Annotated in this window: 11 protein-coding genes and 7 pseudogenes; 8 read left to right on the top strand and 10 right to left on the bottom strand. The window is 63.7% G+C overall.

Annotated features, from left to right (window positions below; all coding sequences use genetic code 11):
• Positions 1-160: 160 nt before the first annotated feature.
• On the bottom strand, positions 161-421 hold the full coding sequence (locus XpopCFBP1817_RS13665; protein ID WP_082862103.1) for a hypothetical protein: 261 nt from the start codon (positions 419-421) through the stop codon (positions 161-163).
• 485 nt (positions 422-906) lie between these two features.
• Here XpopCFBP1817_RS13665 and XpopCFBP1817_RS23085 point away from each other — a divergent pair.
• From XpopCFBP1817_RS23085 to XpopCFBP1817_RS13675, 3 genes and pseudogenes are all read left to right on the top strand, one after another.
• A pseudogene (locus XpopCFBP1817_RS23085) lies at positions 907-1117 on the top strand (hypothetical protein); the annotation flags it as partial.
• Between the two features lie 107 nt (positions 1118-1224).
• Positions 1225-2292: a class I SAM-dependent methyltransferase gene (locus tag XpopCFBP1817_RS13670; protein WP_128417543.1), complete on the top strand. Its 1068-nt coding sequence runs from the start codon at positions 1225-1227 to the stop codon at positions 2290-2292.
• Positions 2289-3002 carry a pseudouridine synthase gene (locus XpopCFBP1817_RS13675; protein WP_128417544.1) on the top strand — a complete coding sequence of 238 codons (714 nt, stop codon included), beginning with the start codon at positions 2289-2291 and terminating at the stop codon, positions 3000-3002. Before XpopCFBP1817_RS13670 ends, XpopCFBP1817_RS13675 begins: the two co-directional genes overlap by 4 nt.
• A 76-nt stretch (positions 3003-3078) precedes the next feature.
• Here XpopCFBP1817_RS13675 and XpopCFBP1817_RS13680 read toward each other — a convergent pair whose 3' ends face one another.
• The 4 genes and pseudogenes from XpopCFBP1817_RS13680 to XpopCFBP1817_RS13695 form a co-directional block, all read right to left on the bottom strand.
• Positions 3079-3885 carry an SDR family oxidoreductase gene (locus tag XpopCFBP1817_RS13680; protein ID WP_128417545.1) on the bottom strand — a complete coding sequence of 269 codons (807 nt, stop codon included), beginning with the start codon at positions 3883-3885 and terminating at the stop codon, positions 3079-3081.
• A 124-nt stretch (positions 3886-4009) separates the two neighbouring features.
• The gene (locus tag XpopCFBP1817_RS13685) at positions 4010-4570 is read right to left on the bottom strand and encodes a DUF1415 domain-containing protein (RefSeq protein WP_128417546.1); all 561 of its coding nucleotides are present in this window, start codon (positions 4568-4570) and stop codon (positions 4010-4012) included.
• A 164-nt stretch (positions 4571-4734) separates the two neighbouring features.
• Positions 4735-5543: pseudogene (locus XpopCFBP1817_RS13690) on the bottom strand (alpha/beta hydrolase); the annotation flags it as partial.
• Between the two features lie 7 nt (positions 5544-5550).
• On the bottom strand, positions 5551-6036 hold the full coding sequence (locus XpopCFBP1817_RS13695) for a YajQ family cyclic di-GMP-binding protein (RefSeq protein WP_128417547.1): 486 nt from the start codon (positions 6034-6036) through the stop codon (positions 5551-5553).
• 120 nt (positions 6037-6156) lie between these two features.
• On the opposite strand from XpopCFBP1817_RS13695, the pseudogene XpopCFBP1817_RS13700 reads away from it, so the two are divergent.
• Positions 6157-7007: pseudogene (locus tag XpopCFBP1817_RS13700) on the top strand (DMT family transporter).
• Between the two features lie 182 nt (positions 7008-7189).
• On the opposite strand, the pseudogene XpopCFBP1817_RS23090 reads toward XpopCFBP1817_RS13700, so the two are convergent.
• Both XpopCFBP1817_RS23090 and XpopCFBP1817_RS13715 read right to left on the bottom strand, forming a co-directional pair.
• Positions 7190-7729 (bottom strand): annotated as a pseudogene (locus tag XpopCFBP1817_RS23090) (DDE-type integrase/transposase/recombinase); the annotation flags it as partial.
• Positions 7710-8621: pseudogene (locus XpopCFBP1817_RS13715) on the bottom strand (CorA family divalent cation transporter). The pseudogenes XpopCFBP1817_RS23090 and XpopCFBP1817_RS13715, both read right to left, overlap by 20 nt.
• Positions 8622-8880: 259 nt before the next feature.
• Here XpopCFBP1817_RS13715 and xopV point away from each other — a divergent pair.
• A pseudogene (xopV, locus tag XpopCFBP1817_RS13720) lies at positions 8881-9868 on the top strand (XopV/AopV family type III secretion system effector).
• A 159-nt stretch (positions 9869-10027) separates the two neighbouring features.
• Here xopV and cycA read toward each other — a convergent pair.
• Positions 10028-11404: a D-serine/D-alanine/glycine transporter gene (gene cycA, locus XpopCFBP1817_RS13725; protein ID WP_128417550.1), complete on the bottom strand. Its 1377-nt coding sequence runs from the start codon at positions 11402-11404 to the stop codon at positions 10028-10030.
• A 564-nt stretch (positions 11405-11968) separates the two neighbouring features.
• On the opposite strand from cycA, the gene XpopCFBP1817_RS13730 reads away from it, so the two are divergent.
• Positions 11969-13741, top strand: coding sequence for an expansin EXLX1 family cellulose-binding protein (locus XpopCFBP1817_RS13730; RefSeq protein WP_128417551.1), 1773 nt, complete (start codon positions 11969-11971; stop codon positions 13739-13741).
• A 415-nt stretch (positions 13742-14156) separates the two neighbouring features.
• Here XpopCFBP1817_RS13730 and XpopCFBP1817_RS13735 read toward each other — a convergent pair whose 3' ends face one another.
• Positions 14157-14372 (bottom strand): hypothetical protein, encoded by a 216-nt coding sequence (locus XpopCFBP1817_RS13735; RefSeq protein WP_104597816.1) that lies wholly within the window; start codon positions 14370-14372, stop codon positions 14157-14159.
• Positions 14373-14527: 155 nt separating this feature from the next.
• Between XpopCFBP1817_RS13735 and XpopCFBP1817_RS13740 the strand changes: the two genes are divergently transcribed.
• Positions 14528-15325, top strand: a complete 798-nt coding sequence (locus XpopCFBP1817_RS13740; protein ID WP_128417552.1) for a transporter substrate-binding domain-containing protein — start codon at positions 14528-14530, stop codon at positions 15323-15325.
• Positions 15326-15440: 115 nt separating this feature from the next.
• Here XpopCFBP1817_RS13740 and XpopCFBP1817_RS13745 read toward each other — a convergent pair whose 3' ends face one another.
• A complete protein-coding gene (locus tag XpopCFBP1817_RS13745) occupies positions 15441-16316 on the bottom strand; it encodes a DMT family transporter (RefSeq protein WP_167393936.1) in 876 nt (291 codons plus the stop codon).
• Positions 16317-17259: 943 nt separating this feature from the next.
• Here XpopCFBP1817_RS13745 and XpopCFBP1817_RS13755 point away from each other — a divergent pair.
• Positions 17260-17508: pseudogene (locus XpopCFBP1817_RS13755) on the top strand (transposase); the annotation flags it as partial.
• Between the last annotated feature and the right edge of the window lie 91 nt (positions 17509-17599).

Genomic DNA, 17599 nt, shown 5'->3' on the forward strand with positions numbered 1-17599 from the left:
GGCTTAGTCACCTTGAAGACTGCGCCATGCGCGCACTTGTTTCTACACGATCCGGGTGCAACCAGCTGATCTATCTCGGGGAAACGTGGGGAAACCCCAGGCCCAGGCCCGGTTTTTTCATGCGCGTCCCATTGCCCTGCGCACTCTCACGCAAACACGATCAGCGCGGCGCCTCTGGCGAAGCACTGAAACGACGCGCGTAGCCACGCTCTTCGGTGATCCGGCTGATGTCGTCATCGGCCATTTCCGGTGCGCCGTAAACCGCGTATGCCACGCTGCCATCGTCGCGCTCACCCACTTGATGCAGGCGATAACGCGGCCGGCCGGCGCCGGTGTTTTCGGGGTAATGCATCGGTGGCGGGGTGTCGTCCAGATCCATTTCGCTGTTGTCTACAACTCCACCTACGAACAAGGCTCGCATCGCATCTCTCCTGTGTGGGCGTGCTTTCAGCCTAGGCGGGCAGATGTTGCGTGCGCATCAATAGTCCGTATAGACAGTGGAAGGCATGTCGTTGCCAGGTCACGCAATTGCAGTTGGCTCGGAGTGGCTGATAAAACTACTTCACGCCGGTTTATTGCAGAGCGGCTGATCTGGGTTTTCGCTGCAGAGCGGCTGATCTGCAGGCTGGCTGCAGGGTCCTTGCCCGCCCACCATCGCGGGACACGCCGCAAGTACGTCCTTGTCAGCTCTTACGCGGCATCCATGCCGCGTAAGGTCCCGCGACGGTGAGCGGGCAAGGACCAGTTGAGATGGTCGGTGTGCATGGTTTTAAGCAAAGCAGCCGGCGAGTCGATTGCAGGGCGGCTGATTTGCGGGTTTGCTGCAGGGCCCTTGCCCGCCCACCATCGCGAGACACGCTGCAAGTACGTCCTTGTAAGCGCTTACGCGGCATCCATGCCGCGTAAGGTCCCGCGACGGTGAGCGGGCAAGGACCAGTCGAGAAGGTCGGTGTCCATGTTTTCAACAAAGCAACCAGCAGACTCTCTGGTGCGGTGTCCTTGCCGCTTGCGGGACCGTGTGGCGGCATGGATGCCGCCACCGAGCCTACAGGGACGTACTTGCGGCGTGTCCCGCGAGCGGCAAGGGCACCGCGCCCTCGACCGACTAAGCTTCTGACTCGCTCAATCAAGATCGGCGCAATTGAGAGCTCCCAGTGAACGGCGACGCCGGGCAGCCGGTACCGGTCCCTTACAATGGCCGCCTGTTCCCGACCCGATGATCCGATGGCTGGCTCGCACGACGCCCCGCTTCAAACCCTGTTCCTGCCCTTCGCCCAAGGCGTGCTGCCGTGGCCCAACGGCCCGGTGTTGTTCCTGCGCGCGCGCGATGGCTTTGCGCTGAGTGAGCACGCCGCCGCCGACATGCTGACCTGCGAGCAGAGCTTTCAGCCCTTCGCCGAGGCGCTGGAGCGCAGCGGCTGGAACCTGCGCGAAGAGAGCGACATCGAAGCCGACAGCACCCGCTACGCACTGGTGCTGGTACTGCCGCCGCGTCAGCGCGAAGAAGCGCGTGCGTTGTTTGCGCGTGCGGTGGCGCTGACCGCGCCGGGTGGATGCTTGGTGGCCTGCCAGTCCAACAATGAAGGCGCGCGCTCGGGCGAAGCCGATCTGCGTCAGCTCACCGGCCTGGCCAGCAGCCTGACCAAGCACCATTGCCGCACGTATTGGAGCGCCCCGTTGCCTGCCGACACCGACGCGGCGCTGCAAGCGCGTTGGGCCGCGCTGGATGCACCGCGCAAGATTCTGGACGGGCGCTTCGTCAGCCGCCCGGGCGTGTTTGCCTGGGATCGCATCGATCCTGCATCCGCTTTGCTGGTTGAGCATCTGCCGACCACCCTGGCAGGGCACGGCGCCGATCTGGGTGCGGGCTTTGGCTATCTGTCAGCCGAAGTGCTGGCGCGTTGCCCCAAGGTCACCGCGCTGGATCTGTACGAGGCCGAGGCGCGCGCGCTCAACCTGGCGCAGCGCAATCTGCAGGCCATCGCGCATCCGGCGCAGCTGCAGTACCACTGGCGCGACGTGACCGCTGGCCTAGTGGCGCAGTACGACTTCATCGTCAGCAATCCGCCGTTTCACACGCCCTCGCGTGCCGATCGCCCGGATATCGGTCAGCGCTTCATCTCGGTGGCCGCGCAGGCGTTGCGTCCGGGCGGCCAGCTGTTGCTGGTCGCCAATCGGCATCTGCCCTACGAATACGTGCTCAACGAAAGCTTCGGGCAAGTGCGCGTGGCCGCCGAACGTGACGGTTTCAAACTGATCTCCGCCATCCGCGGCCGTGGAGCGCCCGCATGAAGCTGGTCAAGCACATTGCCAATCTGGGCTATGGCAGCCGCAAGCAGGTGACCCAGCTGTTTCGCCAGGGCGCGGTCACCGATGTCCAGGGCGAGGTGTTGTATGCCGACGACCAGGTGGAGCACGACGCGATCCGTCTCGATGGCCAACCGCTGGATCCGCCGCCGGGTTTCAGTCTGTTGCTGCACAAACCCAGCGGCTACACCTGCTCGACCAAGGACACCGGCCGGCTGATCTACGAACTGCTGCCGCTGCGCTTCCGTTCGCGCGCACCGGTGCTGGCGCCGGTGGGGCGGCTGGATCGCGAGACCAGCGGCATGTTGCTGATGACCGACGATGGCGCGCTGCTGCACCGGATCATTTCGCCCAAATCCGCATTGGACAAGGTCTACGACATCACCCTGGCCGAGGACTTGCGTGGCGATGAAGCCGCGCTGTTTTCCAGCGGTAGGCTGTTGCTGGAAGGCGAAACCAACCCATTGCTGCCGGCTGAACTGGACGTGCTCGGCCCACGCCAAGCGCGCCTGACCTTGCACGAGGGCCGCTATCACCAGGTGCGGCGCATGTTCGCCGCCGCCGGCAATCATGTGGTGGCGCTGCATCGCAGCCGCATCGGCGGGCTATCGCTGGCCGGTCTGGCGTCCGGGCAATGGCGCACGCTGGAAGCTGCCGATCTTGAGGTGTTGTTCGGCCGTAGCGAGCAGGCCTGATCGGCGCTGCCGTTACGCCGCAGGCGGTGATCTTCGCTATGCACGGGCTGAAGTAAGCAAGCTGCGCTACAGACCCTCAGACGTACTGCATCTTGCGCGACATCCCGCCATCGACGATGAAATCCTGCCCGGTCACAAAGCCGGACAGCTGCGGCGACAGCAGATACACCGCCAACTGCGCGATGTCTTCCGGCGTGCCCACGCGTCCGGCCGGATGCTGGGTATGGTCGCGACGCGACAGCTTGGGCGTCCGTCTGCGTTGCGGTGCACGCCAGGCATCGGTGCTGATCCACCCCGGGCTGATGCTGTTGACGCGCACCTGCGGGCCTTCGCTCAGCGCCAATGCATGCGTAAACGCAACCAGGCCACCCTTGGCGGCGGCATAAGCTTCGCTATGCGGCTCCGATTGCCAGGCGCGGGTGGAAGCGATATTGACGATCGCACCGCCGCCCTGGGCGTGCGCCAAGGCGGGCAAGGCCTGCTTGCTGCACAAAAAAGCGCCATGCAGGCTCGATAACCGGCGATTCCACTCGTCCCACTCCAGTTGCGGCAATGGCGCGACATGCGGATCGGCCACGCCGGCATTGTTGACCAGGCCATCGAGTCGCCCGAAGCGTTTGAGTGCGGTGGCGATCAAGCGCGTTGCCTGGGGTTCGCGCGCGGCGTCGCAACGTACGAAGGCGCTGCGTTGCGGCAGTGCCCACGCGTTCAGACAGGCCTTGCCGGCATCGGCATCCAGATCGCCGATCACCACGCTGCCGCCTGCGCCCAGTACCGCCTGCGCAATGCCGCGACCAATGCCTTGCGCGCCACCGGTGATCACCACCACGCGGTCCTGCAGCGGGGATGGGTTCCATGCTGAAACATCGGGAATCAAGGTCATTGGAGCGTCGCGTCAGTGACGTTGGTCGGCACTGTAACGCGTGCGTTGTGGTTGTCGCAGCAAGATACGCGTGCTGGCAGTTGCTGCATCGGCGGCGCCGCTGCGCGCGCCGCGTATCGGCTTATCAGTGGGTTGATGCGTTCAACAGACGTTCCCAGCCGTCCTGGCCCAGGCGTTGCAGCGTCTCGATATTGCGCTCGACAATCACGTCCGGGTCGGGGAAGGCGGCCACCGCACGCTCTACGCTGTCTTCGCGCAGCAGGTGCAAGGTGGGGAAGGGCGAGCGGTTGGTGAAGTTGGCCACATCCTCCACGGCCGCACCTGCGAACTGATAGTCCGGATGGAAGCTGACCACCTGCAACACGCCGTCCAGATCGAGCGCTTCCACGGCCGCATCGGCGTTGTCGAGGAAGTCGTTATAGTCCAGAAAATCGGTGAGCACGTCCGGATGCACGATCAAGGTGGTGTCGATCTGCTCGGCGGGAGTGTCGCGCAGCAACACCAGTTCTTCGGCCAGTTGTTCCAGCAGCGCTTCGGGCGTGCTGGCGTCGCTGAGTACCAGCCGCACCTGCTCCTTGACGTAGACCGCCTTGGCGAACGGGCACAGGTTCAAACCGATCACCGCGCGCTCGATCCACTGGCGGGTGGCGGTCAACGGATCAAGCGTGGAGGGCGTGGACGTCATCGTGGCGGCGGCGTGATGGAGCGCCAGTGTATGCGATCGGTGTTTTCGCGGCCCGCGTGCGGTTGTGCGGGTTGCCTGATCAAGCAGGCGCGACCGATGGTGTCGCGCGCTGTATTTGGAACTTGCAACTCGGCCTTTTTGCCGCTGGTCCATCGAGTCTGGATGTGCGTAGCAGCGGCCACATGCTCGCGCACAAACGCGATCGATGCCTGTGCAACCGCATCAGCATGCGGGGTCTTGTGTGGCGACCAGATCGCATGCGCGTGTCGGACGCCATCGCCTGTTTGCTGCCTGGTGCGGTGCCGAGCGCATCGAACATGGCCAGCATCGCCGGCACCGACGCGGTTGGATCTTCCTCGCCGTTGGCCGCGCGGTAGTAGCCAACAAACACCGGGTAGTGCACACGCGACCACGGAGGGTCTGCGGCCACGCGCTCGAACAGACTGCGCAGCGCGCGGTATCCGTCCGAATGGATGGTCTGAGACCAGAACGCCAAGCAGGCGGCGGTGCGCGGGCGTGGATCGGTCAGTGGTGACTGCGCCGCGCAGACCTGATCGAGCAGTGCAGGGTCGGCAGGCCGGATGCCTGGCGACCATGCGATGACCGCAGCCACCGCGTCGGGCTGTTGCGCTGCAAGCCATCAACACAGCGTGCTGCCCATCGACGAGCCGACGATTGACACGCGCTCGCCCATCCGCTGCGCCTGCGCAAATGCCTCCACTGCCGAGGCCTGCAACGCGGCAGGCGTGAGTCCTTGCATCGCATCGGCCGCACTACGTCCATGACCGGGCCAACGATGCACGGGTAGATTGGCCGCCAGCGCATCGGCCATCTGTTCGGGCAGGTCGCCGATTTCGCCCGGGCTGGCGGTGAACCCGTGCAGGTAAAGCAGCGCAAGCGGCGTGGGTGTCTGCGCCGCATGTTGCCAGTGGCAGCGTGCGGCATTGCCTGGCTTGAGATCAGTGCTGTCGATGGCCGGATCAGTCGCGGAAGTTGTCGAACTGCAGCGGCAGCTCGAAATCGGCCTTTTTCAACAGCGCCATCGCATCCTGCAGATCGTCGCGCTTCTTGCCGCTCACGCGCAGCTTGTCGCCGTTGATCTGCGCTTCGACCTTGAGCTTGGCTTCCTTCAACTTGGCGACCAACTGCTTGGCCTGCTTCTGCTCGATGCCCTGCTTGACGGTGACTTTCTGGCGCGCACCTGCCAGATTGGTTTCCATCTCGCCGAACTCCAGGCAACGCACGTCGATGCCGCGTGCCAGCAGGCGCGCGCGCAGGATGTCGGTCATCTGCTTGACCTGGAAATCGCTGGGCGCGGACTGGTTGATCACTTTGTCGTCTTCCAGCGCGAACCTGGCCTCCACGCCCTTGAAATCGAAGCGCGTATCCAGTTCGCGGTTGGCTTGATCCACCGCATTGGTCAGTTCGTGTTTGTCGACTTCGGACACCACGTCGAAGGAAGGCATGCAATGCTCCTGCTAGCTGAAAACAGCCGCCATTCTAGGCCATCGTGCTCAGGGCATCGCGTCGCGGGCACTGTCCAGCGGGTTTCGGCGGCCGGCGCGCAGGCGCAGCGATAATGCGCCATGCCCACCACCCGTTCTCCGCCTCCCGCCATCGCCTGGATGGTGGCGGCCGTCGCCTGCTTCTCGCTGATGGATGCGGGAACGAAGCTGCTGTCGGCGCATTACCCACCGCTGCAGGTCACCTTGTTGCGTGGCGCCGCATCGCTGCCGTTCGTGCTGGTGTGGGTGTTCGCCACGGCCGGCCCGCGTTCGATCGTGCCGGTGCGCTGGGGGCTGCATCTGCTGCGCGGGGTGCTGGGCATGGCGATGATCGTCTGCTTCGTGTACGGCTTGAAGCGCATGCCGTTGTCCACCGCCTACACGCTGTATTTTGTGGCGCCATTGCTGGTGGCGGCGCTGTCGGTACCGCTGCTGGGCGAGCATGTCGGGCCGCGGCGCTGGACGGCCATTGCAATCGGCCTGGTCGGGGTGATCGTGGTGCTGCGCCCCGGCGTGGACGGGTTGCTCTCGCTGCCCGGCCTGATGGTGCTGCTGGCGGCCACTGCCTACGCCATCGCGGCAATCACGGTGAGCTTGTTGACCCGTACCGACACCCCGCAAGCGATGGTGGTGTGGTTTCTGTTGCTCATGGCGATCGGCGCAGCACTGCTGGCCATTCCCGGCTGGGTGCCGTTGCAGGGTGGGCACGCCTGGTTGATCGCAGGCATGGGCCTGGCCGGGGCGCTGGGGCAGACTTACGCGGCGAAGCGTCGATGATCGCGCCGCTGGAATACACCGGCCTGGTCTGGCTGATTGGCTGGGACTGGCTGCTGTGGCAGACCCTGCCAGACAGCTGGACCTGGGCCGGCGCCGGCATCGTCGTGGCCAGCGGGCTGTATTTGCTACGCCGGGAGCGCATTCGCCATACCTAGCGCCCAGCGCCGCTGGATAAGCCGTGAGTAGGATTCGCCAGGGCCACGTGCTTTGCCGTTTCTCCAGCGCATCTCAATCCCGACGCTGAGGTATCCCCACGTTTTCGCTTTACGAATCAGAACATTGCGTCATGAACCGACGGAAACGAGTGCGCGCATAGCGCAGTCTTCAAGGTGACTGACGTGTTCAGTCCCGGCATGAGCTGGATCCGATCCACCGTGAACCGTTCGGGTTCGGATGTCCACTGCTTGCAGATAAATTCGTACGGTGTCTGACCCTTCAGTGCGTTGAGCCTGCGACCGAAGGTATAGGCGTCGATAAAGTTGGCCAGATGCTCGCGCAGGTGCGCGTGATCGTGGGAGTGGACGCGTTTGATAGTGGCTTGCCAGATGGTCCGGTTCATCCGCGCGACCTGCCCGTTGGTCTAGGGACGCTTGACCTTGGTCAAGCGGTTTGGATGCGGTGCTCCCTTGCAGACGCGACCGAAGAGAGGCACGAAGCCATAGCGGTCGAGAATTCGGTTGGTGAACTGGATGCCGTTATCCGTCAGCACCGTCTGCAGAGCATAGGGCACCGCCTGGATCACATTGCGCAGGAATTGCGCTGCAACCATCTTGTTGGCCGAGGCGTGCAGTTCGGTGAGCGCAAATTTTGACGTTTTATCGATGGCCACGACCAGATAGCGCTTGCCCTGGGCCGCATCACACCCAACCGCGTCGACGGAACCACGCCAGCGGAACCACCATGCTCAGCACGATCACGCCCAACGCCCAATAATACGCGTCGTGCCACTTGAGCTAGGGCATGTAGGCGAAATTCATGCCCCAGATGCCGACCAGCACCGTGGGCGGGATGCCGACCACCGACGCCACCGCCATCACCTTCATCACATTGTTCTGGTCCATGTTGATCATGCCCAGCACGCTGTCGAGCAGGAACTCGATGCGGTCGTCCATGTGCTGCTGAAACTCGCTCAAGGTGGTCAGATCCTTGTGCAGCAATCCGATCCGTTTGCCCGCATCGTCGCCGAACCAGTCCGGCGCTGCGCCATCCAGATAGGTGAGCAGACGCAGCAGGCCCTGGCCTGCATTGTGCAGCCCGCCCATGCGGCGGCCCATGCCACCGACTTGATGCAACATGCGCTCCAGGTCCTTGGTCTTGTGCGGGTTGTCGAACACCTGCCGGGTGGTGTCGGTGACTTCGTCTTCCAGCGATTCCAGCCGGTCTGCCACGCGTCCCACCAACTGGTCGAACATGCGCAGCAGCAAATCGTCGGCGCTGTGACAGGGCTCGTGCGCAAGACGCGCAGCCACCGCATCCAGCGAGCCCACGCGCTGCTCGCGCAAAGTCACCAACATGGTCGGCTACACCGCAAAGCCCAGCGGCGCGATCGGGCCATCGTCGTCCTGAAACCGCGGCGCATTGAGAAACAGCACCTCGCCCTCGCGCCGCACCCGGCTGCTGAATTCGATCTCGCCGATCGCCGCGCGATCCGGCAGCGCAAATCCCACCTTTTCTTCGGCTTGCGCCAACTCCTGCGTGCTGGCCTGGCACAGGTCGACCCAGCACGCTTGCGTGTGGTGGGTTCCGGCAATCGGATGAATCGTCATCATGCGGGAGCGTTTGGTTGCGAATCGACAGCCAAGCATCCTCCGCGTCCAATCCAGCGTCAACGCCAGTGCAGGCAAGACCGTCTGTTGCTGCTGCAGCAGCGCAGTACCAGTCAGCTCCATAACCACCGATGCCTTACCTTCCTTGTTGGCAATGGCTTGTTGCCCTGTTTCGCCGAGTGCCGCATCAATTCGGCATCGTGCCAGCGCAGGCGCACAGATCTGTCCGACAGTGTGTGCTCTGGCCCACTAGAGCACTCACATGAAAGTCTCCGCGACCATTTCCCCGACAACACACATAGCACCAGATGGCGTCGATCTGCCGCAGGCCCCCCAAGTCCCCCAAGGTGGCGCAGCGCCCCCCCGGCGGGCCACTCGACCCGTTGCCACGCCTGCGCCGCAGCAAGTCAGCTGCAGCGTCCGTAGCGGCATTCCCAACAGACAGCGCACGCCTTGACGCGCTGTTCGGCAGCGCCCAGCCGGCGCGCGGAAAGCTGCTTGAGACCGAGCAAGGGATCGTCCACAGAACGCCGATCCAGAAGCAGGAAATAGACGGTCTCGCCGACGGCGGCCCGCGGGTGAAAATTAATCAGACTCGCCTGTTCGTCTCCACCGCGCCGGCGCTGGGAACCGAAGGTCGCAGCGATGCGTCCGCGCTGGCTGCGCAATTCAACCTGCGCAGCGACCAGATACACAGCATCAAGAGCACGCCGACGTTCCATGCTCAGACCGAAAAAGACCCTGCAGCCACCTCGAAAGCGTCGCTCACGCAGCGGTTGCGGCTGGACGATCTACGCAAGAAGAACGTCGAATACAAATGGAACATCGCCAAGAACGGCAGCTTGGTAATCGGCGTGGTGCATCCGGACGTGACACTGGATGAGCCGATGACGACCAAGCAGGCACGCAAAAAGAAACAGCCATTCGCACAAGGCCACGTCACCCTGGTCGGGGGTCAGCCATGGCAGGAACCCTGGCAAAGCAATCGCCAGATACCCGAGGCCCGCATCTGCGGCACGCTCTATTACGACGCACACGGCGAGCTGTGCATCGATAACGATTCTGGCCGCTTCAGCGAGTATGCGGATCGCACGCCCGAGCATCTTGCCCAGGTCGCTGACATCTTCAAGCAATACGGCTTGGAGGTCACGCCGAAATGGTTAAAAAAAGAGCCCGTCGCGCTGCAAAATCAACCGGGCGCAGTGCAGAAGGCGGCACCAGCGCCGAGCGGAACCAAGGACGACGCCTAGGACGTTCGATTTGATCCGTGCGCGACCTGATCGATCCGTGATCGTGCCAGGAGCATGGTCAGTTCTGCGCGCGCATCAGATCACTCGAATGACGCCGAGCACAGACGTGCGACGACCGCCGCACGTCACAGCGCATTGCTGACAGGCACGCATGCAGATTCAGTGCCTTGGTACCGCTCGCCGCTTGATCCCGTAGCCGACAGCAAGGATCAAAAACCACACCGGGCTGGCCAGCAGGGCTTGGCGGGTGTCGGCCTGCAAGGTCAGCAGCACGATGACGAAGGCGAAGAACGCCAGGCACACGTAGCACATCAACACCCCGCCAGGCATCTTGAACGCCGAGGCCGCGTGCTGCTCCGGGCGCTTGCGCCGGTACGCGATATAGGCGCACAGAATCAGCGACCACACGAACATGAAGAGCACCGCCGACAACGTGGTGACCAGCGTAAACGCGGTGACCAGATTGGGAATCAGATACACCAGCATCGCACCCAGCAACAGGCACACGCAGGAAAACAGCAAAGCACGCGCCGGCACCGCCGCACGCGACAGCTTGGCGAAGCCCGTCGGCGCGTGCTGCTCTTCGGCCAGGCCGTAGAGCATGCGGCTGGTGGAGAAGATGCCGCTATTTGCCGAAGACGTTGCCGAGGTCAGCACCACGAAGTTGATCAGACTCGCCGCCGCCGGCACGCCCGCCAACACGAACAGCTCCACGAACGGGCTCTTGTCGGCCACCACCTGCCGCCACGGCGTCACCGCCATGATCGCGATCAGTGCCAGCACATAGAAGATCAGGATACGTACCGGGATCGAGTTGATCGCCTTGGGCAGATTGCGGCGCGGATCGAAGGTTTCTGCAGCGGTGGTGCCCACCAGCTCGATACCGACGAACGCGAACACCGCGATCTGGAACCCGGCGAAGAACCCGCCGATGCCCATCGGGAACATGCCGCCGTCGTTCCACAGATTCGATAGTGACGCCACATTGCCGGACGGCGAACGGAAGCCCCACGCGACCAGGCCGGCGCCGGTGATGATCAACGCGGCGATGGCGATGATCTTGATCAGCGCGAACCAGAATTCCATTTCCCCGAACAGCTTTACCGTCACCAGGTTCAAGCTCAGCAACAACAGCACGCACATAATCGCCGGAATCCAAGGCGCCAACCCCGGAAACCAGAACTGCGCGTAGGCCGCAATCGCGATGACATCGGCGATGGCGGTGATGATCCAGCAGAACCAGTACGTCCATCCGCAGAAGAATCCGGCCCACGGCCCGAGCAGATCGGTGGAGAAGTCGATGAAGGACTTGTACTCCAGGTTGGACAGCAGCAGCTCGCCCATCGCGCGCATCACGAAGAACAGCATCGCGCCGATGATGAGATAGACGAACAGGATCGACGGCCCGGCCAGACTGATCGTTTTGCCAGAGCCCATGAACAGCCCTGTGCCGATCGCGCCCCCGATGGCGATCAACTGCAGGTGGCGATTGGAGAGACTACGTTGCAGATGATCGGGCGCGGACGGGTCAGACATGGGGCACGGCACCGGCAAGTGAACAAGCCGTCAAAAATACGAGATCACGGCAGCGCGCACCAGCGGTTTGCACAGCGACGCCGGGTAGGCCGCAGCGTGCGCCGGCGCATGGTGGCCGGCTTGCCCCATGGTGGTGCGCCGTCTAGCCAGGCGTCCGTCGCTGCCGTGATCGAGGAACCGCAGCCGTTGGTGATGCGCGCAACGCATCGCCGGAGCAGTCGTCGCCCTCTGCCTGGTGCCTGCGCGTTGCAACGCTGTCCGCTCGCACGGCGCACGCACACGCACTGCAGGGGCAAGAGCACAGCCTTGCGACCAGGTCCGCACCATGCCTGCCGTTAACTCCGTCACCAGCGCGAAGCAGCATGGTCCCCGATAGCCGCCAATGCATCAGCTCGCACCACCGACAACGACGGCGCGGCATCTCGCACAAACAGCGATCCCCATTCCAGTGCGGCCGCTTGCCTGCCGCAGCTCCCACACTTCTGCCCGCTTCCTTGACCCGGCGCACGGACCGCACATGACAATCGCTGGTCTACTGCGCGGGCCATCCCTCAGGACACTCCCATGCGCTCCCGTTCTCATCTGCTGCTTGGCCTGGCGTTACTCACCCCCCTGACCGCGCTGGCCGTGCAGGTCGATACACGCGGACACCTCACCGATGCGCGCGGCCAGGCGCTGCAGGTGCGCGGCGTGACCTGGCCCGGCTTCGATCGGGCAGCGCGGGTGGCCACCGGACTGCGCAGCATTACGCTGCAGCAGCTGCTGGATCAGATGCAGGCATCGGACATCAATACCGTGCGTGTACCGATCTGCGCAGCGACCCTGCAAGCCGGATCGGTGGCCGCCGCCGATGTGGCCGGCGACCCAGCACTGCGCGGCCTGAATTCCCTGCAGCTGCTCGACGCCGTGGTGCGCGCCAGCACCCAACGCGGCATGCAGGTGCTGCTCGCCTTTGCCGATGGCGGTTGCGACGACGCGGCGCCGCAGCTGGGCGCGCAGCACAACGCCTGGACGGATGGCCTGAGCATGCTCGCGCGCCGCTACGGCAGCACCGCTGGCGTGCTCGGGATCGACCTGGGCAGCAGCGGCTACCGCAATGCCAACTGGGCGGGCAACATCGCAGATGCCGACTGGAGCCGCATCGCCGCGCGTGCAGCCGCCGCAGTGCTGAAGCAGGCGCCGGCATGGGTGATCGGAGTGGGAGGCGTGGGCAGCGACGCGATATGCAGCGATTCCGCACGCAAGGCCGCCGGCAGCAATATGCAGCCGCTCGCCTGCGTGCCGCTGCGCATTCCGGCCACACATCTGCTGCTGATGCCGAAGCTGGCCGGGCCGGATCGCGACGCGGCGGACGCGTTTGCAGCGGCCGACTTTCCGCGCAACCTGCCGGCGAGCTGGCAGCGCGACTTCGGACAATTCTCGGCCGATCACGCGTTGCTGCCGGTCAGCCTCGGCGGCGGCCTGGGCGATGGCGACCCACGCGACCGGGCATGGCAACACGCATTGAGCGGGTATCTGAGCAACACCGGCATGAGCAGCGCCGTCCTAGGCAGCTGGGAAGTAGGCAATGCCAACAACGGTGGCCTGCTCGCCAGTGATGGCAACCCGCGCGCCGACAAGCTGCAGATCCTGCATCAGGCCTGGGGGTTGTCGGGCGCGAGCACTGGCACGCCGTCGGCAAAGGCGGCCGCTGCAGCGGATGCCAGCAAGGCCACCGGCTGGAGCAGCACCTTCACCGGCACCGCCACCTATACCGGCTCCGGCTATTCCGGCGGTGCGGTGCTGCTGGACCCGATTCCGAGCAATGCCTTCATCACCGCGCTCAACCCGACCCAGATGAACTTCGGCGGGGTCAAGGCCGCGCTTGCCGGCGCATATCTGGAAGTGACCGGGCCCAAGGGCAAGACCGTCGTGTACGTCACCGACCTGTATCCGGAAGGCGCATCGGGCGGCCTTGATCTATCGCCCAACGCGTTCGCGGCCATCGGCGACACGGTGCAGGGACGCATCCCGATCAGCTGGAAGATCGTACGTGCGCCGACCACCGGCAATGTGCAATACCGCATCAAGGAAGGCAGCTCGCGCTGGTGGGCCGCGATCCAGGTGCGCAATCACGCCTACCCGGTGGTCAAGTTCGAAGTGAAACAGGGCAGCACCTGGAAGAGCCTGCAAAAGATGGCTTACAACCACTTCCTCGGCGAGCAGCGCGGCAACCAGCCCTTGTCAATTCGTATCACCGATATCCGCGGCAAGGCCATCCTGGATACGATCCCCGCGCTGCCCGAAAACGGCAACAAGCCGGTGTACTTCGAACCAGGGCATGCGCAGTTCCCTTGACGCGACATGTACAGCTCCCTTGACGTGATTGGTAAGGAAAACCCATCCGCAAACCGTCTAATGCGGAATTCGGGTCGCTAGCATTCGCCTGCGACAGCAATGCCGACATTCACCTGAAACGGCTAAACAGCCAAGCAAAACCACTACGTTAACCAATAAGTGTGCGCAGCCGGCTTGGTAGTCCCATCAGCACACGACCAAGTTGGCCGGTGCGATGCCCTCGTCGCTTGCGGGACCCTGTGGCGGCATGGATGCCGCCACGGAGCCTCCAGGGACGGATTCACGGCGTGTCCTGCAAGCGATGAGGGCGTCGCGCCCTCGACCATCCTGCCTGGGTATATCCAACGGATGCTGAAAGAATCCCGATACCGGCCGCGCTTACCCGGTGGCTGATCACCAGCTTGGTTAGCCGTGATTACCCACCCGCAAGCCCGCCACCAACGCGGCCAGGCAATGCCCGATCGTCTTCTTCTTCCAGATCGCCAACCTCCTCGCGCAGACCGCCCTGCTGCGGGGTCTGTTCTTCCAGTGGGATCTCTTCTTCATTGGTATCCGGATCGGGCGTACCGTGTGCCGACAGGCCGGCAATGGCGGTGGTCATCGGACGCGCAGTGCGGGGATTGAGCTGCATGGGGTGGCTCCGGTCGGTTCGAATGGAACACCGACAGTGCGCATTGCAGCGCTACCACCCCGTGATCCCGGGCGGGATCGTGCTGACATGCCGTTGACGTCGACCACGCCCCACCGACCGCGACTATCATGGCCGCATCCCTTCGAGGCCACGCCATGCGCTTTCGCATCTTCCTTGCGTTCCTGCTGAGCTGCGGCATCGCACACGCGGCCGAGCCTGCGCCTGCCTCACGGCTGGATGCAGTGCTGCAGTCCGGCGTGCTGCGGGTCTGCACCACCGGCGACTATCGCCCCTACTCGCTGCTGCGTGCCGACGGGCAGTTCGAGGGCAGCGATATCGCCATGGCGCAATCGCTGGCCGGCAGCCTGGACGCGCGCGTGGACGTCGTCCGCACCAGCTGGCCGCACCTGATGCCCGACCTGCTCGCCAATCGCTGCGATATCGCCGTCGGCGGTATTTCGGTCACCTTGCAACGGCAGCGCCAGGCCAGTTTCAGCACGGTGCTGGATGTGGACGGCAAGATTCCGCTGGTGCGCTGCGCCGACCAGGCGCGGTATCGCAGCATCGCGCAACTCAATCGACCCGAGGTGCGCCTGATCGAGCCGCCCGGCGGCACCAACGAGGCCTTCGCACGCCGCCAATTGCCGCGCGCGCGCCTACGCCTGTTCGCCGACAACACCACCATCTTTCAGGAGCTGCTGGAGCAACGCGCTGACGTGATGATCACCGACGCCTCCGAAGCGCTCTACCAGCAGGCACGCCTGCCCGGCCTGTGCGCGGTCGCACCGGAGCAGCCACTGCAATACGGCGAAAAAGCCTTTCTGCTACCGCGCAACGACCACGCCTGGAAAGCGTACGTCGATCAGTGGCTGCACCTGAGCAAGGCCAGCGGCGAGTATGCGCGCATCGCTGAAACCTGGCGCGCACCGCGCAAGGAATCTGCTGCGCCGTAGCGGGAATCGGGAATCGGGAATCGTAATAGCATCAAGCGCATCGCGACATTTCGACACAGCGCCCCTCCGATTCCCCATTCCCGACTCCCCATTCCCGCGGCGCACAGCGCCGCCCTCAAAAAATCTTGGTCCGCCGCCACCACCGCGACACCTGCTCTTCGCGGATCAGCGTGAACAGGCCCGCGCCCAGAATCAGCGCGATGCCGACCGCCATCGGCCAGTCCAGGTGGTCGTGAAACAGCAGGTAGCCGAAGGCGATCGCCCACAGCATCTGGCTGTATTGCGTTGGCGCAACCACACTCACCGGTGCCATCCGCGTGGCGTACATCAGGCAGATCGCCGCCAGGCCGGCAAGCAGCCCATAGCCGGCCAACAGCCCCCACTGATACAGCGTGGGCCAGACAAAGGTCGGCAACATCATGATCCCGCCCATCACCAACGGGCCGATCACCCCGGCGCCGTACAAGGTCAGGCGTTTTTCGCTGTGGCCGGCCATGCGCAGGGTGATGACCGAGATCGCACCGACCAGGCCGCACACGATCGCGGCTACATGCCCTTGGGTGAGATGGCGAAAGCCCGGGCGCAATACGATCAACACGCCGATGAATCCAACGATCACCGCCGACCAACGCCGCCAGTGCACGTCTTCCTTAAGAAACACCACCGACAGCACTGTGACGAAAATCGGCATCAAAAAGATCAGCGCGAACGCCTCGGCCATCGGCAAGGTGGTGAAAGCAATTACTGAAGTCAGATTGCCAATCGCGCCAGTGAGCGCACGCAGCAGCCACAAGCTGGGTTGCTTGGCCATAACCATGTCGCGCAGGCAGTCGTCGGGCTTCTTCAGGAACGGCACTGCCACCAGCATCAGCAACGCGCCGAGGAACAGCACTTCATAGACCGGCAACGTGCCTTCCAGCAGCTTCACGAACGCATCGCTGATCGAATAGGCCGCGTAACAGGCGAAACCAAGCAGCACACCTTTTAACATCACCAGCATCCTGCGATCTTCAATGCTCCACGCGGACGTGCGGGGATGGATACATTATGCGGTGAGACGGCCATATGCTGCTTGGACGATCTTAGCCTGCATCACAACGTTTCTTTCAGTAGTGCGCTGTTACAAGTCCATCAACAGCCGAGCGCTACCGGCCGGTAGCGCTGCTCATGTCCTTCAGCCCTGCGCGTCACGCACACGCAGCTCCAGAAAAACCCTCAATGACATCAATGCCATATGGCCTGCCCCTCCTGCTCGCCGTGAGCCTGGCTGCCAGCCGTCCGCCAGACTGCGCAAGCCACGCCGACGCCGGCCGAGCCCAGCGCCTCCGCCGAAGGCGTGGCGAACCCGGCACCGCCCCCCGCAGCGGAGGATGCGCTCACCGACGAAGCCTCGCTGCAGCCGTTGCTCAAGCCGGACGACCATGTCCTCGCCTTCAAGCGGCACGCCCTGACCGGCGACGGCAAGGACGATGCGGTGGCTATCGTCCGCTATGCTACCGCCGAGGTCTCGGGCAATACCTGCCAATTGCTGGTATTGCAGCAAGAGAACTCGCAATCGCGCGTGTCCGACCGCAGTCCGCAAGTGGTGGACTGCCTTTACAACGCCGTGGCGCGCAACGCGAAACGCCTGGACGACAACCTGACCCTGGCAACTGGAAAGCTCGTTGACGTCAACCAGCAGGCACGCAGCAATGTCACCTACACTTTGAATTACAAAACGGCCAAGACTGCGTGTGTATATCGCAGAGGCGAGCAGCACTGCACCAGTCGAAATTCCGCACAGCGGCAATATGGAGGTGTTTCGCGGGATAGTGCGTTATCCGGCATATATCGTCTGGATGCCAATCGCGCGGATCGATCCATAACAATGACAGACTGTGCTGGTCTAATTTCCACGGACACCTCGATAGGCGTAATGCACCTGGACGAGGACGATGAGCAAGAGAGAACGAAGGACATTCAACGCGGAGTGCAAGCTGCAAGTCGTGCAGATGATGCGCGAGCAGGGCTTGAGCGTGGGCGATGTCTGCCGCAACATGAAGCTCGGCGAGACGGCGGTTCGGCGATGGCTGGCCCAGGCTGATGAAGAGGCCGCTGGCCGCCCTGGTATCGGCAAGCCGCTCACCGCTGAGCAGCAACGCATCCGCAAGCGTGAAGCCGAGAACACGCAACTGCGCGGCGATGTCGATGTGTAAGAGCGGCTAACAAAACCCAGGAAGAAGCCGTAAGCAGATGATGGAGCATGCAAGCCAGAGCAACGCCAAGTGGAGATCG

Origin of the sequence: Xanthomonas populi (genome assembly GCF_002940065.1) — a bacterium.
GTDB lineage: Bacteria > Pseudomonadota > Gammaproteobacteria > Xanthomonadales > Xanthomonadaceae > Xanthomonas > Xanthomonas populi.

What these genes read in the sequence shown, in the direction of transcription:
- XpopCFBP1817_RS13665 (WP_082862103.1), bottom strand. Translation starts at nt 421, where the DNA reads ATGCGAGCCTTGTTCGTAGGTGGAGTTGTAGACAACAGCGAAATGGAT.
- XpopCFBP1817_RS13670 (WP_128417543.1), top strand. Translation starts at nt 1,225, where the DNA reads ATGGCTGGCTCGCACGACGCCCCGCTTCAAACCCTGTTCCTGCCCTTC.
- XpopCFBP1817_RS13675 (WP_128417544.1), top strand. Translation starts at nt 2,289, where the DNA reads ATGAAGCTGGTCAAGCACATTGCCAATCTGGGCTATGGCAGCCGCAAG.
- XpopCFBP1817_RS13680 (WP_128417545.1), bottom strand. Translation starts at nt 3,885, where the DNA reads ATGACCTTGATTCCCGATGTTTCAGCATGGAACCCATCCCCGCTGCAG.
- XpopCFBP1817_RS13685 (WP_128417546.1), bottom strand. Translation starts at nt 4,570, where the DNA reads ATGACGTCCACGCCCTCCACGCTTGATCCGTTGACCGCCACCCGCCAG.
- XpopCFBP1817_RS13695 (WP_128417547.1), bottom strand. Translation starts at nt 6,036, where the DNA reads ATGCCTTCCTTCGACGTGGTGTCCGAAGTCGACAAACACGAACTGACC.
- cycA (WP_128417550.1), bottom strand. Translation starts at nt 11,404, where the DNA reads ATGTCTGACCCGTCCGCGCCCGATCATCTGCAACGTAGTCTCTCCAAT.
- XpopCFBP1817_RS13730 (WP_128417551.1), top strand. Translation starts at nt 11,969, where the DNA reads ATGCGCTCCCGTTCTCATCTGCTGCTTGGCCTGGCGTTACTCACCCCC.
- XpopCFBP1817_RS13735 (WP_104597816.1), bottom strand. Translation starts at nt 14,372, where the DNA reads ATGCAGCTCAATCCCCGCACTGCGCGTCCGATGACCACCGCCATTGCC.
- XpopCFBP1817_RS13740 (WP_128417552.1), top strand. Translation starts at nt 14,528, where the DNA reads ATGCGCTTTCGCATCTTCCTTGCGTTCCTGCTGAGCTGCGGCATCGCA.
- XpopCFBP1817_RS13745 (WP_167393936.1), bottom strand. Translation starts at nt 16,316, where the DNA reads ATGTTAAAAGGTGTGCTGCTTGGTTTCGCCTGTTACGCGGCCTATTCG.